This window comes from Pseudomonas sp. HP_12, assembly GCF_055283955.1.
The window spans coordinates 181,114-193,417 of record NZ_JBTOQG010000034.1; the positions used below are offsets into that span (position 1 = coordinate 181,114).

Consider the following 12,304-nt stretch of genomic DNA (forward strand, 5'->3'; position numbering starts at 1 on the left):
TCGCGTCTGATAGAGCAGAGGATTTTTTACCTTACGACGCAGGCAAGCGCCCGGAGCCGACATTCGGGTGCATCCCATGCCGTGGTTTCGGGTGCCGACGGTGAGCGATTAGGCTAGAATGCACGGCCTCAAAGCACACCCCCTTCCCGAGGCTGTCCCGACGATGTTGATCCTGCGTGGTGCTCCCGCCCTTTCCGCCTTCCGCCACAAGAAATTACTTGCGCAGCTGAACGATAAAGTTCCGGCTGTCAGTGGCCTGTACGCTGAATTCGCCCACTTCGCTGAGGTCAATGGCGTCCTGACCGAAGACGAGCAGCAAGTGCTTGCCCGCCTGCTGAAATACGGTCCGAGCGTACCGGTGCAGGAGCCTGCGGGCCGCCTGTTCCTGGTCCTCCCGCGTTTCGGCACCATTTCGCCATGGTCGAGCAAGGCCACCGACATCGCGCGCAATTGCAGCCTGACCAAGATCCAGCGTCTTGAGCGCGGCATTGCCTTTTATGTAGAAGGCCAGTTCAGCGACGCCGACGCACAGCTGATCGCCGACGCGCTGCACGACCGCATGACCCAGATCGTACTGGGCGCGCTCGAAGAGGCCGCCAGCCTGTTCAGCCACGCCGAGCCCAAGCCGCTGATCGCCATCGACGTACTGGGTGGCGGCCGCGCGGCGCTGGAAAAAGCCAACGTCGAACTGGGCCTGGCCCTCGCCGAAGACGAAATCGATTATCTGGTGAACGCGTTCACCGGCCTCAAGCGCAACCCCCACGACATCGAACTGATGATGTTCGCGCAGGCCAACTCCGAGCACTGCCGTCACAAGATCTTCAACGCCAGTTGGGATATCGACGGCCAGAGCCAGGAAAAAAGCCTGTTCGGCATGATCAAGAACACCTATCAGATGCACAACGAAGGCGTGCTGTCCGCTTACAAGGACAACGCTTCGGTGATCGTCGGCAGCGTGGCCGGCCGCTTCTTCCCGAATCCTGAAAGCCGCGAGTACGGTGCGGTTCAGGAGCCGGTGCACATTCTGATGAAGGTCGAAACCCACAACCACCCGACGGCGATTGCTCCGTTTCCGGGCGCAGCCACCGGTTCCGGCGGCGAGATCCGCGACGAGGGCGCAACCGGCCGTGGTGCCAAGCCGAAAGCCGGCCTGACCGGTTTCACGGTGTCCAACCTGAACATTCCGGGTTTCGAGCAGCCGTGGGAAAAGCCGTACGGCAAACCCGAGCGCATCGTGACGCCGCTGGACATCATGATCGAAGGGCCGCTGGGTGGCGCGGCGTTCAACAATGAGTTCGGTCGTCCGGCCCTGACCGGTTATTTCCGTACCTTCGAGCAGTCGATCAGCACGCCACACGGCGATGAAGTTCGCGGCTACCACAAGCCAATCATGCTCGCAGGCGGCATGGGCAACATTCGCGAAGGGCACGTGCAGAAAGCCGAAATCACCGTCGGCGCCAAGCTGATCGTGCTCGGCGGCCCGGCGATGCTGATCGGTCTGGGTGGCGGCGCAGCTTCCTCCATGGCCACCGGCACCAGCTCGGCTGACCTGGACTTCGCCTCGGTACAGCGTGAAAACCCGGAAATGGAACGCCGTTGTCAGGAGGTCATCGACCGCTGCTGGCAGCTGGGCGAGGCCAACCCGATCGCGTTCATCCATGACGTCGGCGCGGGCGGTCTGTCCAACGCCTTCCCGGAGCTGGTCAACGACGGCGGCCGCGGTGGCCGCTTCGAGCTGCGCAACGTGCCGAACGACGAGCCAGGCATGGCGCCGCTGGAAATCTGGAGCAACGAGTCCCAGGAACGTTACGTTCTGGCCGTCAGCGCCCCTGATTTCGAACGCTTCAAAGCCATCTGCGAACGTGAGCGTTGCCCGTTTGCGGTGGTAGGCGAGGCGACTGAAGAGCCGCAACTGACCGTCACCGACAGCCACTTCGGCAACAACCCTGTCGACATGCCGCTGGAAGTGCTGCTGGGCAAGGCCCCGCGCATGCACCGTTCGGCCGAGCGTGAAACCGAGCTGGGCGACGACTTCGACCCGAGCGCCCTCGACATCGAAGAGAGCGTGCAGCGCGTGCTGCATCACCCGGCAGTCGCGAGCAAGAGCTTCCTTATTACCATTGGCGACCGCAGCATCACCGGTATGGTCAATCGCGACCAAATGGTCGGCCCGTGGCAAGTGCCCGTGGCGGACGTCGCCGTCACCGCAACCAGCTTTGACGTCTACACCGGCGAAGCCATGGCGATGGGCGAGCGCACGCCGCTGGCCTTGCTGGACGCTCCGGCGTCCGGCCGCATGGCGATTGGCGAGACCCTGACCAACATCGCCGCGTCGAGTATCGGCAAGATCTCCGACATCAAGCTGTCCGCCAACTGGATGTCCGCTGCCGGTCACCCGGGCGAAGATGCGCGGCTGTACGACACCGTGAAAGCGGTCGGCATGGAACTGTGCCCCGAGCTGGGCATTACCATTCCGGTGGGCAAGGACTCGATGTCCATGAAGACCCGCTGGAGCGACGAAGGCACCGAAAAAACCGTGACCTCGCCGCTGTCGCTGATCGTTACCGGTTTCGCACCGGTCACCGACATCCGCAAAACCCTGACCCCGCAACTGCGCATGGACAAGGGCCTGACCGATCTGATCCTGATCGACCTCGGTCGTGGCCATAACCGCATGGGCGCGTCGATTCTCGCCCAGACCCACGGCAAGCTCGGCAGCGTCGCGCCGGACGTCGATGACGCCGAAGACCTCAAAGCTTTCTTCGCCGTCATTCAGGGCCTCAACGCCGACGGCCACCTGCTGGCCTATCACGACCGTTCCGACGGTGGCTTGATGGCGACCGTGCTGGAAATGGCGTTCGCAGGCCATTGTGGCCTGAACCTCGAACTCGACACGCTGACCGGCAAACGCGAAAAAGTCGCGGCCATTCTGTTCAACGAAGAGCTGGGTGCAGTGATCCAGGTTCGCCAGGACGCCACGCCGCTCGTGCTCGCGCAATTCAGCGCTGCCGGCCTGGGCGAAGATTGCGTTGCCGTGATCGGTAAGCCGATCAACAACAGCGACGTGATCATCAGCCTGAGCGGCGACACCGTGTTCAAAGGCGATCGCCGCCTGCTGCAGCGCCAGTGGAGCGAAACCAGCTATCAGATCCAGCGCCTGCGTGATAACGCCGATTGCGCCGATCAGGAATTCGATGCGCTGCTGGAAGAAGACAACCCGGGCCTGAACGTCAAGCTGGGCTATGACGTCAACGACGACATCGCTGCGCCTTACATCAAGAAGGGCGTTCGCCCACAAGTGGCAGTGCTGCGTGAGCAGGGCGTCAACGGTCAGGTTGAAATGGCGGCTGCCTTCGACCGCGCCGGTTTCGCCTCGGTTGATGTGCACATGAGCGACATCCTCGCCGGTCGCGTCGACCTCAATGACTTCAAAGGTCTGGTGGCGTGCGGTGGTTTCTCCTACGGCGACGTACTGGGTGCCGGCGAAGGCTGGGCCAAGTCCGCGCTGTTCAACAGCCGTGCACGGGATGCGTTCCAGGGCTTCTTCGCCCGCAGCGACAGCTTCGCGCTGGGTGTCTGCAACGGTTGCCAGATGATGTCCAACCTCAGCGAACTGATCCCGGGCAGCGAGTTCTGGCCGCACTTCGTGCGCAACCGCTCGGAGCAGTTCGAAGCGCGCGTGGCGATGGTCGAAATCCAGAAGTCGGCGTCGATCTTCCTGCAAGGCATGGCCGGCTCGCACATGCCTATCGCCATCGCGCACGGTGAGGGTCACGCCGAGTTCAAGACCCCTGAGGCGCTGATTGAAACCGATCTGTCCGGCACCGTTGCCGTGCGTTTCGTCGACAATCACGGCAAGGTCACTGAAACCTATCCAGCCAACCCAAATGGCTCGCCCCGTGGTATCGCGGGTCTGACCACGCTTGACGGTCGCGTCACCATCATGATGCCGCACCCTGAGCGTGTGTTCCGCGCCGTGACCAACTCGTGGCGTCCGGATGAGTGGGCTGAAGATGGCGCGTGGATGCGCATGTTCCGTAACGCGCGCGTCTGGGTTAACTGACCGCTGATGTACAAGCTGGCCTTCTTTGTGCCACCGAGCCATGTGGAGCAGGTCAAAAGCGCGTTGTTCGCCGCCGGTGCGGGGCGAATCGGCGCGTATGACTGCTGCTCATGGCAGGTGCTCGGGCAAGGCCAGTTTCGCCCGTTGGACGGCAGTCAGCCGTTCATCGGGCACGCCGGCGAGGTCGAGCAGGTTCAGGAATGGAAGGTCGAGCTTGTCGTGTCAGATGAGCTGATCGGGCAGGCGGTTGCTGCGTTGAAGGCCAGTCATCCTTACGAAGTACCGGCTTATGACGTGTGGAAACTGGAAGATATCTAGCTTTCCCCGCAGCCTTGCTTTAGACAGATGCTTTCTGCATGACCCCCGCAGATGCTTACGGCCTGATCTCGATCATCGTGCCGTCTTTCACCAGATCCCACACCTCACGAATATCGCTGTTGCGCATCGCGATGCAGCCGTTCGTCCAGTCGAGCGTGTGGAAATACCACTCCGGATAATCGTCATTGATCGGCGTACCGTGGATCATGATCATGCTGCCGGGCTTCACGCCTTCGCGACGGGCGCGTGCGGCATCGGAGATGTTGGGGTAGGAAATGTGCATCGACAGGTTGTAGGCGTCGCTGGTCTTGCGCCAGTCGAGCCAGTAGAAACCTTCCGGTGTGCGCTGGTCTCCCTCTTGCAGTTTCGGTCCGATGGGCGCCTTGCCCAGTGAGATTCGATAGGTCTTCAGCGCCTCGCCACGGCTGATCAGCTGCAGCTGATGCGCGGATTTAAGCACCAACACCTTATCGATGGTCCGGTCCGCGATGTTCTGGGTGTCGACAACCTTACCGCCGACGAACTTCTGTTCGCTGCCTTTGGGCACGATGGTCTGAGTGAACGCAGCCTGGGACATCGGCACAACCGACAGGCATAAAACGGCAAGCAACCAACGCATGAAAAGGGTATCCCTGAAGCCTGCGCGGCAATCGCGCGCCGTCGTCTTGATCAAGTGGTTTTATGAGGAGGTGTGACGGACAGGCAATCGGTGTACACCTGGAAATCCTGCTGCCGCCGGTCGCGGAAAAAGCATTCTAGGGTACGTCTGACAGTCTGGAAAGCCAGCTCCGACCACGGGATATCGGCTTCGTCGAACAACTTCACTTCCAGGCTTTCGATGCCGGCCGCGAACTCCGGTTTGACCAGATTCGAGCGGTAGAAGATGTGCACCTGGTTGATGTGCGGCACATCGATCATTGAATACAGCTGCAGGTCCTCGACCTCCGCGCAGGCTTCTTCAAGTGTCTCGCGGCGCGCGGCCTGCTCGACACTTTCGCCGTTTTCCATGAAACCGGCGGGTAACGTCCAGTAACCCAGTCGTGGCTCGATGGCGCGACGGCACAGCAACACTTTCTCACCCCACACCGGCACGACGCCGGCCACGATGTTGGGGTTCTGGTAGTGAATGGTGTCGCAATGTTCACACACGTAACGCGGGCGGCTGTCGCCCTCGGGGATACGCTGGATGACCTGTTCGCCGCAGTTGCTGCAGAATTTCATGATCGAATCGGGTTCCTGTTGGCAGCGGCTATCTTGAGCTGTAGCGCGGGTGGACGGCAAGAGGCGTCTTGCGCGGGCGGGTTGTCCTACAAGACTTGGGCGCATCTTCGCTTTGGTGCATGATGCCGGGCAGGCAACCGATCGAGAATTCCCATGCTGGATGAGCTACTTCACCGTATGAGCAGCCACACGCCGGTGATGCTGGAAACGGACGCGCGCTTTCCCGAAGCCGCCGTGCTTCTGCCCATCACTCGCAGCGCAGAGCCCGAACTGGTGCTGACCCTGCGCGCCAGCGGCCTTTCGACCCACGGCGGCGAAGTGGCCTTTCCGGGCGGACGGCGTGATCCGGAAGACCCTGACCTGATCTTCACGGCGCTGCGCGAAGCCCAAGAGGAAATCGGTTTGCCACCGGGTCTCGTGGAGGTGATCGGCCCGCTGAGTCCGTTGATCTCCAAGCACGGCATCAAAGTGACGCCCTACGTCGGCGTTATTCCCGACTTCGTTGAATACACCCCTAATGATGGCGAGATCGCGGCGGTCTTCAGCGTGCCGCTGGATTTCTTCCGCCAGGATGCGCGCGAACACACCCACCGCATCGACTATCAAGGGCGCAGCTGGTACGTGCCGAGTTACCGCTTCGGCGAGTACAAGATCTGGGGCCTGACCGCGATCATGATCGTCGAGCTGATGAACCTGTTGTTCGACAGCGGCATCGACCTCAACGAACCGCCCAAACGATCAATCATCCACACGCTGAAATCCTGAGCCACGGCCGCGCCGAGCGATGAGAGCCGAGCCATGAGAACCGAGCCATGAGGAGCAGACCATGAAGTACCGCCTGGGCGATGCCCGCGTCGACGCGCACGCCAGCAGTTGGATCGCGCCGACAGCCACTGTCATCGGTAATGTGCGCTTGCAGGCCAACGCCAGCGTCTGGTTTGGCGCCGTGCTGCGCGGCGACAACGAGCTGATCGACATCGGCGAGAACAGCAACGTGCAGGACGGCACCGTCATGCACACCGACATGGGCTCGCCGCTGACCATCGGCCGCAACGTGACCATCGGCCACAACGCGATGCTGCATGGTTGCAGCGTGGGTGACAGCACGCTCATCGGCATTAACTCGGTCATCCTCAACGGCGCGAAGATCGGCAAACACTGCATCATCGGCGCGAATTCACTGATCGGCGAAGGCAAAGTCATTCCTGACGGTTCGCTGGTCATGGGCTCGCCGGGCAAGATCGTCCGCGAGCTGACTGACGCACAGAAGCAGATGCTCGACGCCAGCGCCGCCCACTACGTCCACAACGCCCAGCGCTACGCGCGTGACCTGGCCCCGCAGGAAGATTGATGTCCAGCGCCGAACCCCCCATCCATGCCGCACCCCTCGATGAACAGCCGATCCATGAAAAGCCGGTCCGCTCTCCCTGTGTGAGCATTTGCGCACTGGACGACGCCGACATCTGCACCGGTTGCCAGCGCACCGTGGCCGAGATCACCGGCTGGAGCCGAATGGACAACCAGGCGCGCCGTGCCGTGTTGGTCGCCTGCGATGAGCGGGCGAGGGCAAGCGGGATGATGTTTCAGGTGAGTGGCAACAGCCCTCGAGGTTGAATCAACCCTGCGGCGCTGCATCCCATTCCCCGGCCTTCATGGTAAATTGCGCGCCTTTCTACCTGCGGTTGCTTGCACACGGCGAGCAACCCTCGACCTGCTCCACGAGGACCTGAGATGACTCAAATCGGAACTCCACTTTCGCCGACCGCGACCCGCGTTTTGCTCTGCGGTTGCGGCGAGCTTGGCAAGGAAGTAGTGATCGAGCTGCAACGCCTGGGCGTTGAAGTGATCGCCGTCGACCGTTACGCCAACGCTCCGGCGATGCAGGTCGCGCACCGCAGCCACGTGATCAATATGCTCGACGGCGCCGCCTTGCGTGCGGTCATCGAATCCGAGAAGCCCCATTACATCGTCCCGGAAATCGAAGCCATCGCCACCGCGACTCTGGTGGAGCTGGAGTCCGAAGGCTTCACGGTCATTCCGACGGCCCGCGCTGCGCAGCTGACCATGAACCGCGAAGGTATTCGTCGTCTGGCCGCTGAGGAGTTGGATCTGCCGACCTCGCCGTATCACTTCGCCGACACCTTCGAAGACTACAAAAAAGCCGTCGAAGACCTGGGCTTCCCGTGCGTGGTCAAACCGGTGATGAGCTCGTCGGGCAAAGGCCAGAGCCTGCTGAAAACCGACGCGGACATTCAGAAGGCCTGGGACTACGCCCAAGAAGGCGGTCGTGCCGGCAAAGGCCGGGTGATCATCGAAGGCTTCATTGATTTCGATTACGAAATTACTCTGCTGACCGTGCGTCACGTCGGCGGCACCACCTTCTGCGCGCCGGTCGGGCATCGTCAGGAGAAGGGCGACTATCAGGAATCGTGGCAGCCCCAGGCCATGAGCCCGGTCGCATTGGCCGAGTCCGAGCGCGTCGCCAAAGCGGTAACCGAAGCGCTGGGTGGCCGTGGTCTGTTTGGCGTCGAGCTGTTCATCAAGGGCGATCAGGTGTGGTTCAGCGAAGTCTCGCCGCGCCCCCACGACACCGGTCTGGTCACGCTGATCTCCCAGGACCTGTCGCAGTTCGCGCTGCACGCCCGGGCCATTCTCGGTCTGCCGATCCCGCTGATTCGCCAGTTCGGGCCATCGGCGTCGGCGGTGATTCTGGTCGAAGGTCAATCGACCCAGACGGCGTTCGCCAACCTGGAACAAGCCCTGAGCGAACCGGACACCGCGCTGCGCCTGTTCGGCAAGCCCGAGGTCAATGGTCAGCGCCGCATGGGCGTGGCTCTGGCCCGCGACGAGTCAATCGAAGCGGCCCGTCGCAAGGCCACTCGCGCTTCGATGGCGGTGAAGGTTCAGCTGTAAGCATCACGCTGAATGAAAAACGGCGCCCTCAGGGGCGCCGTTTTTGTTTGGCTATGACGCACCGTCGATATCCGGTTTGCTCAGGCAATCGTATCCAGGTCCGCATGCCGGGTTTCTTTCAGGCAGAGCACGGCGATCACGCTGATCAGTGCTGCCGCCGAGACATACCCACCGACCCAGCTCAAACCGCCCATTTCCACCAGCTTCTGTGCGAAGAACGGCGCGACCGAGGCACCGACAATGCCGCCGATGTTGTAGGCCGCCGACGCGCCGGTATAACGCACCCGCGTGGGAAATAGCTCCGGCAACATCGCCCCCATCGGCGCGAAGGTGACGCCCATCAGAAACAGCTCGATCGACAGAAACAGCGTCACCGCCCAAGTCGTGCCGTGGGTCAGCAAGGGCTCCATCAGAAAGCCCGACAGAATCGCCAGCACGCCGCCGATCACCAGCACCGGCTTGCGACCAAATCGATCACTCGCCAATGCCGAAAGCGGCGTCGCCAGGGCCATGAACAGCACCGCAAAACACAGCATGGCGAGAAACGACTCGCGGCTGTAACCCAAGGTTTTCACCCCGTAGCTCAGCGAGAAGACGGTGGAGATATAGAACAGCGCGTAGCAGACCACCATTGACGCTGCCCCCAGCAGCATCGGCTTCCAGTACTGACCGAACAGTTCGACAATCGGCAGTTTCACACGCTGATGGCGGGCGATGGCCTTGGCGAAGACGGGCGTTTCCTCAAGCTTCAGCCGCACGTACAGCCCGATGATGACCAGCACGGCGCTGAGCAGAAACGGTACGCGCCAACCCCAGGAGCGAAATTGCTCGTCGTCCAGCGTCATCGCCAGCGTCAGAAACAGCCCGTTTGCTGCCAGGAAACCGATCGAAGGACCCAACTGCGGAAACATGCCGAACCACGCACGTTTGCCCTTGGGCGCGTTCTCGGTGGCCAGCAGCGCCGCGCCGCCCCATTCGCCGCCCAGTCCGAGGCCTTGGCCGAAGCGCAGCACGCAGAGCAGCATCGGCGCCCATGAGCCGATGGCGTCGTAACCCGGCAACACGCCGATCAGCGTGGTGCAGACGCCCATGAGCAACAGAGAGGCGACCAACGTCGATTTGCGGCCGACACGGTCACCGAAGTGGCCGAACAGCGCCGAGCCCAGCGGACGTGCGAGAAAGGCGATCCCGAACGTTAGAAACGCCGACAGCATCTGTGCGGTGCTGGAGGTTTGCGGAAAGAACACCGGGCCGATCACCAGCGCGGCGGCGGTGGCGTACACGTAGAAATCGTAGAACTCGATCGCGGTGCCGATGAAGCTGGCGGTGGCGACGCGGGCCGCGGAGTTGGCGGGGCGGGTTTCGCTCTCGTCGCGGGTTGGACAGGCAGAAGTCATGGTCATGCGGATATCCCTGGCAGTCGTATCGCCTGTCAGCGGGAGACGAAATTTCGTGCGCGCGCTGCGGCAATCGTAATTGTTGTTTTGGGTCCAGCGCTGAACAGATTAGCCCGGATGCGGGCAAAGGCGCGTGGCGTGCTCGGGATGGGAGCGAAGGCCAGGGTGTCGCGTGAGCGGTCAGGCTGTGTGACTGGCCGGATCGCGCTTTGTGCGGGTAGCACGCGGATCGGCGGGGCTGGGTAAGCGGATCGATTATATTAAGGGGATTGGCGCGGAAACAAGTGTTTCAGGGCGCCGCCTGCCTGTTTAGATCACGTCTTTGGTGCGGGTGTTCAGCCACATCAGCACCCGGCTGACACGGTTGTCCTCGGTTTCGAGGATTTCCAGGCGGTAGGGCCCGATCTTCAGGCAGACCGCGCTGTTGGGGATCGTCTCCAGCGCTTCGGTGATCAGCCCGTTGAGGGTTTTGGGGCCATCGGAGGGCAGATGCCAGGCGAGGCTTTTATTCAGATCGCGAATCGACGCCGCACCATCAATCACCAGACGCCCGTCAGGCTGCGGCTGTATGTGCGGGTTATCGAGGGCCTGCTCGCTTTCGAACTCACCGACGATCTCTTCGAGAATGTCTTCGAGGCTGACGATGCCCAGTACCTCGCCGTATTCATCGACGACCACGCCCATGCGCCGCTGCTGCTTATGGAAGTTGAGCAGCTGCATCTGCAGTGGCGTGCTTTCCGGCACAAAGTACGGCTCGTAGCAGGCGGCTTGCAGTGCCTCTTTGGTCAGTTCGTTGCGCGGCAGCAGGTGGCTGATCATCCGCGTGTTGAGCACGCCTTCCACCTGATTGATGTCGTTGTGGTAGACCGGCAGACGGGTGTGCCGGGAGATGATCAGCTTGTCGATGATTTCTTCGATGGTGTCGTCGAGGTTGATGCCGTCGACTTCGCTGCGCGGCACCAGGATGTCGTTCACGGTCATGCGGTCCAGCGCGTAGATTCCGGAGATCACGTGGGCGCGGCCATACTGGCTTTCGTTGTCCTGATAGACCGTCGGGTGCGCGTCGTCATCGTCATCGACGCTGTCTGGCCGACGCTTCGACAGAAAAGGGCGCAACAGCGTTTTGGCGATGTTCTTGTAGATCCAGGTCAGCGGCTGCAACAGGCGAACCGGGATGCGCAGCACGTTGTTGCCCAGCAGCAGAATAGATTCGGGGCGACGCGCCGCCAGCTTTCGCGGAATGAATTCGGTCACCACCACCAGCACGCTGGCGACGCCCAGCCAGGCAATCAGCGGACCGTGGAAATACCAGTGGCCGATGGCAAGTAACGTGGCGAGGACGGTAATCAGCGCCTTGAGCAGCGTGTTGCCGAGGATGAGGCTGTTGAGGTTGAACGCCAGAACCGGCTTCGGTGGTTCGTTGGAGCGGGGGTTGACCGGCATTGCCCTGAGATTGTGGTGCGCAGCCTCGACCGCACTGAATAGCCCGGACCACAGGGTGAGCAGGGCAAGCAGGGTGAGCATTGTGCCGACCGGCAGATTATCCATGATCAACGCCCGTCAGATGTGCAGGATGTATTCACGAACGAGCTTGCTGCCGAAATAGGCGAGCATCAGGAGCAGGAACCCGCCCAGGGTCCAGCGGATCGCCTTGTGGCCGCGCCAGCCCAGATGATGGCGTCCCCACAGCAGCACACTGAAGACGATCCATGCCAGGATCGACAGCAGGGTTTTGTGCACCAGATGCTGGGCAAACAGGTTTTCGACGAACAGCCAGCCGGAAATCAGCGACATCGACAGCAACACCCAGCCGGCCCAGAGGAAGCCGAAGAGCAGGCTTTCCATGGTTTGCAGCGGCGGGAAGCTTTTGATCAGGCCAAGGGGGTGTTTGTTTTTCAGCTGATGATCCTGCAACAACAGGAGCAGCGACTGGAACACCGCAATGGTAAACATCCCGTAGGCGAGGATCGACAGCAGAATATGGCTGATGATGCCGTGTTCTTCAATGATCGGCTGCAGCGTACCGGAGGGCGCAAACTGCGCCATCAGGGTCGTCAGCAGCCCCAGCGGGAACAGGAGGATCAGCAGGATTTCCACCGGGAGACGAATGCACGCGAGCATGGTCACGATGATCACGGACACAGCGATCAGGCTGGCGGCACTGAAAAAGTCCAGACCCAGGCCGATAGGGCGCACCAGTTGGCCGAACAGGGCACTGGCCTGGCAGGCAACGGCAAGGGTGCCGATCAGGCACAGCAGCCATTTGTCGGCCTTTTGGCCCTGACGCAGGCGCATACCCTGGTAGACGGTCGCAGCGGCGTAAAAGACGGCGGCGGCGAGGCTGAAGAGCAAACTCGGTGACAAGGGGGACATAGATCCTGTTGGGCGTGCC

Annotated in this window: 11 protein-coding genes; 6 read left to right on the forward strand and 5 right to left on the reverse strand. The window is 61.7% G+C overall.

Features of this window, described 5'->3' with window-relative positions:
- Positions 1–163 precede the first annotated feature (163 nt).
- A complete protein-coding gene (gene purL / locus ACYASU_RS19425) occupies positions 164–4,063 on the forward strand; it encodes a phosphoribosylformylglycinamidine synthase (protein ID WP_463583740.1) in 3,900 nt (1,299 codons plus the stop codon).
- Positions 4,064–4,069: 6 nt separating this feature from the next.
- On the forward strand, positions 4,070–4,381 hold the full coding sequence (locus ACYASU_RS19430; RefSeq protein WP_463583741.1) for an NGG1p interacting factor NIF3: 312 nt from the start codon (positions 4,070–4,072) through the stop codon (positions 4,379–4,381).
- 55 nt (positions 4,382–4,436) lie between these two features.
- Here ACYASU_RS19430 and ACYASU_RS19435 read toward each other — a convergent pair whose 3' ends face one another.
- Together ACYASU_RS19435 and ACYASU_RS19440 are read right to left on the reverse strand one after the other, a co-directional pair.
- Positions 4,437–5,000: a L,D-transpeptidase family protein gene (locus ACYASU_RS19435; protein ID WP_192170762.1), complete on the reverse strand. Its 564-nt coding sequence runs from the start codon at positions 4,998–5,000 to the stop codon at positions 4,437–4,439.
- Between the two features lie 50 nt (positions 5,001–5,050).
- Entirely contained in the window at positions 5,051–5,602 is a 552-nt protein-coding gene (locus ACYASU_RS19440; RefSeq protein WP_463583742.1) for an NUDIX hydrolase, read from the reverse strand.
- Between the two features lie 153 nt (positions 5,603–5,755).
- Here ACYASU_RS19440 and ACYASU_RS19445 point away from each other — a divergent pair, with 153 nt between their 5' ends.
- From ACYASU_RS19445 to purT, 4 genes are all read left to right on the forward strand, one after another.
- The gene (locus ACYASU_RS19445) at positions 5,756–6,367 is read left to right on the forward strand and encodes a CoA pyrophosphatase (protein WP_192170764.1); all 612 of its coding nucleotides are present in this window, start codon (positions 5,756–5,758) and stop codon (positions 6,365–6,367) included.
- A gap of 61 nt (positions 6,368–6,428) precedes the next feature.
- On the forward strand, positions 6,429–6,953 hold the full coding sequence (locus tag ACYASU_RS19450; protein WP_192170765.1) for a gamma carbonic anhydrase family protein: 525 nt from the start codon (positions 6,429–6,431) through the stop codon (positions 6,951–6,953).
- Positions 6,953–7,216, forward strand: coding sequence for a DUF1289 domain-containing protein (locus ACYASU_RS19455; RefSeq protein WP_463583743.1), 264 nt, complete (start codon positions 6,953–6,955; stop codon positions 7,214–7,216). Before ACYASU_RS19450 ends, ACYASU_RS19455 begins: the two co-directional genes overlap by 1 nt.
- A gap of 117 nt (positions 7,217–7,333) precedes the next feature.
- Positions 7,334–8,515, forward strand: coding sequence for a formate-dependent phosphoribosylglycinamide formyltransferase (gene purT / locus ACYASU_RS19460; RefSeq protein WP_172610874.1), 1,182 nt, complete (start codon positions 7,334–7,336; stop codon positions 8,513–8,515).
- Positions 8,516–8,595: 80 nt separating this feature from the next.
- Here the strand turns inward: purT and ACYASU_RS19465 are convergent, their stop codons facing one another.
- The 3 genes from ACYASU_RS19465 to ACYASU_RS19475 all read right to left on the reverse strand — a co-directional run bounded on the left by ACYASU_RS19465 (position 8,596) and on the right by ACYASU_RS19475 (position 12,285).
- A complete protein-coding gene (locus ACYASU_RS19465) occupies positions 8,596–9,912 on the reverse strand; it encodes an MFS transporter (RefSeq protein ID WP_463583818.1) in 1,317 nt (438 codons plus the stop codon).
- 309 nt (positions 9,913–10,221) lie between these two features.
- Entirely contained in the window at positions 10,222–11,460 is a 1,239-nt protein-coding gene (locus ACYASU_RS19470; RefSeq protein ID WP_346625569.1) for a transporter associated domain-containing protein, read from the reverse strand.
- A 12-nt stretch (positions 11,461–11,472) separates the two neighbouring features.
- On the reverse strand, positions 11,473–12,285 hold the full coding sequence (locus ACYASU_RS19475) for a cytochrome C assembly family protein (RefSeq protein WP_192170768.1): 813 nt from the start codon (positions 12,283–12,285) through the stop codon (positions 11,473–11,475).
- Positions 12,286–12,304 lie beyond the last annotated feature (19 nt).

Bases quoted from the DNA above. Each gene is read 5' to 3' on its own strand.
- ACYASU_RS19445 (WP_192170764.1), top strand. From the start codon at position 5,756: ATGCTGGATGAGCTACTTCACCGTATGAGCAGCCACACGCCGGTGATG.
- ACYASU_RS19465 (WP_463583818.1), bottom strand. From the start codon at position 9,912: ATGACTTCTGCCTGTCCAACCCGCGACGAGAGCGAAACCCGCCCCGCC.
- ACYASU_RS19440 (WP_463583742.1), bottom strand. From the start codon at position 5,602: ATGAAATTCTGCAGCAACTGCGGCGAACAGGTCATCCAGCGTATCCCC.
- purT (WP_172610874.1), top strand. From the start codon at position 7,334: ATGACTCAAATCGGAACTCCACTTTCGCCGACCGCGACCCGCGTTTTG.
- ACYASU_RS19450 (WP_192170765.1), top strand. From the start codon at position 6,429: ATGAAGTACCGCCTGGGCGATGCCCGCGTCGACGCGCACGCCAGCAGT.
- ACYASU_RS19455 (WP_463583743.1), top strand. From the start codon at position 6,953: ATGTCCAGCGCCGAACCCCCCATCCATGCCGCACCCCTCGATGAACAG.
- ACYASU_RS19475 (WP_192170768.1), bottom strand. From the start codon at position 12,285: ATGTCCCCCTTGTCACCGAGTTTGCTCTTCAGCCTCGCCGCCGCCGTC.
- ACYASU_RS19470 (WP_346625569.1), bottom strand. From the start codon at position 11,460: ATGGATAATCTGCCGGTCGGCACAATGCTCACCCTGCTTGCCCTGCTC.
- purL (WP_463583740.1), top strand. From the start codon at position 164: ATGTTGATCCTGCGTGGTGCTCCCGCCCTTTCCGCCTTCCGCCACAAG.
- ACYASU_RS19435 (WP_192170762.1), bottom strand. From the start codon at position 5,000: ATGCGTTGGTTGCTTGCCGTTTTATGCCTGTCGGTTGTGCCGATGTCC.
- ACYASU_RS19430 (WP_463583741.1), top strand. From the start codon at position 4,070: ATGTACAAGCTGGCCTTCTTTGTGCCACCGAGCCATGTGGAGCAGGTC.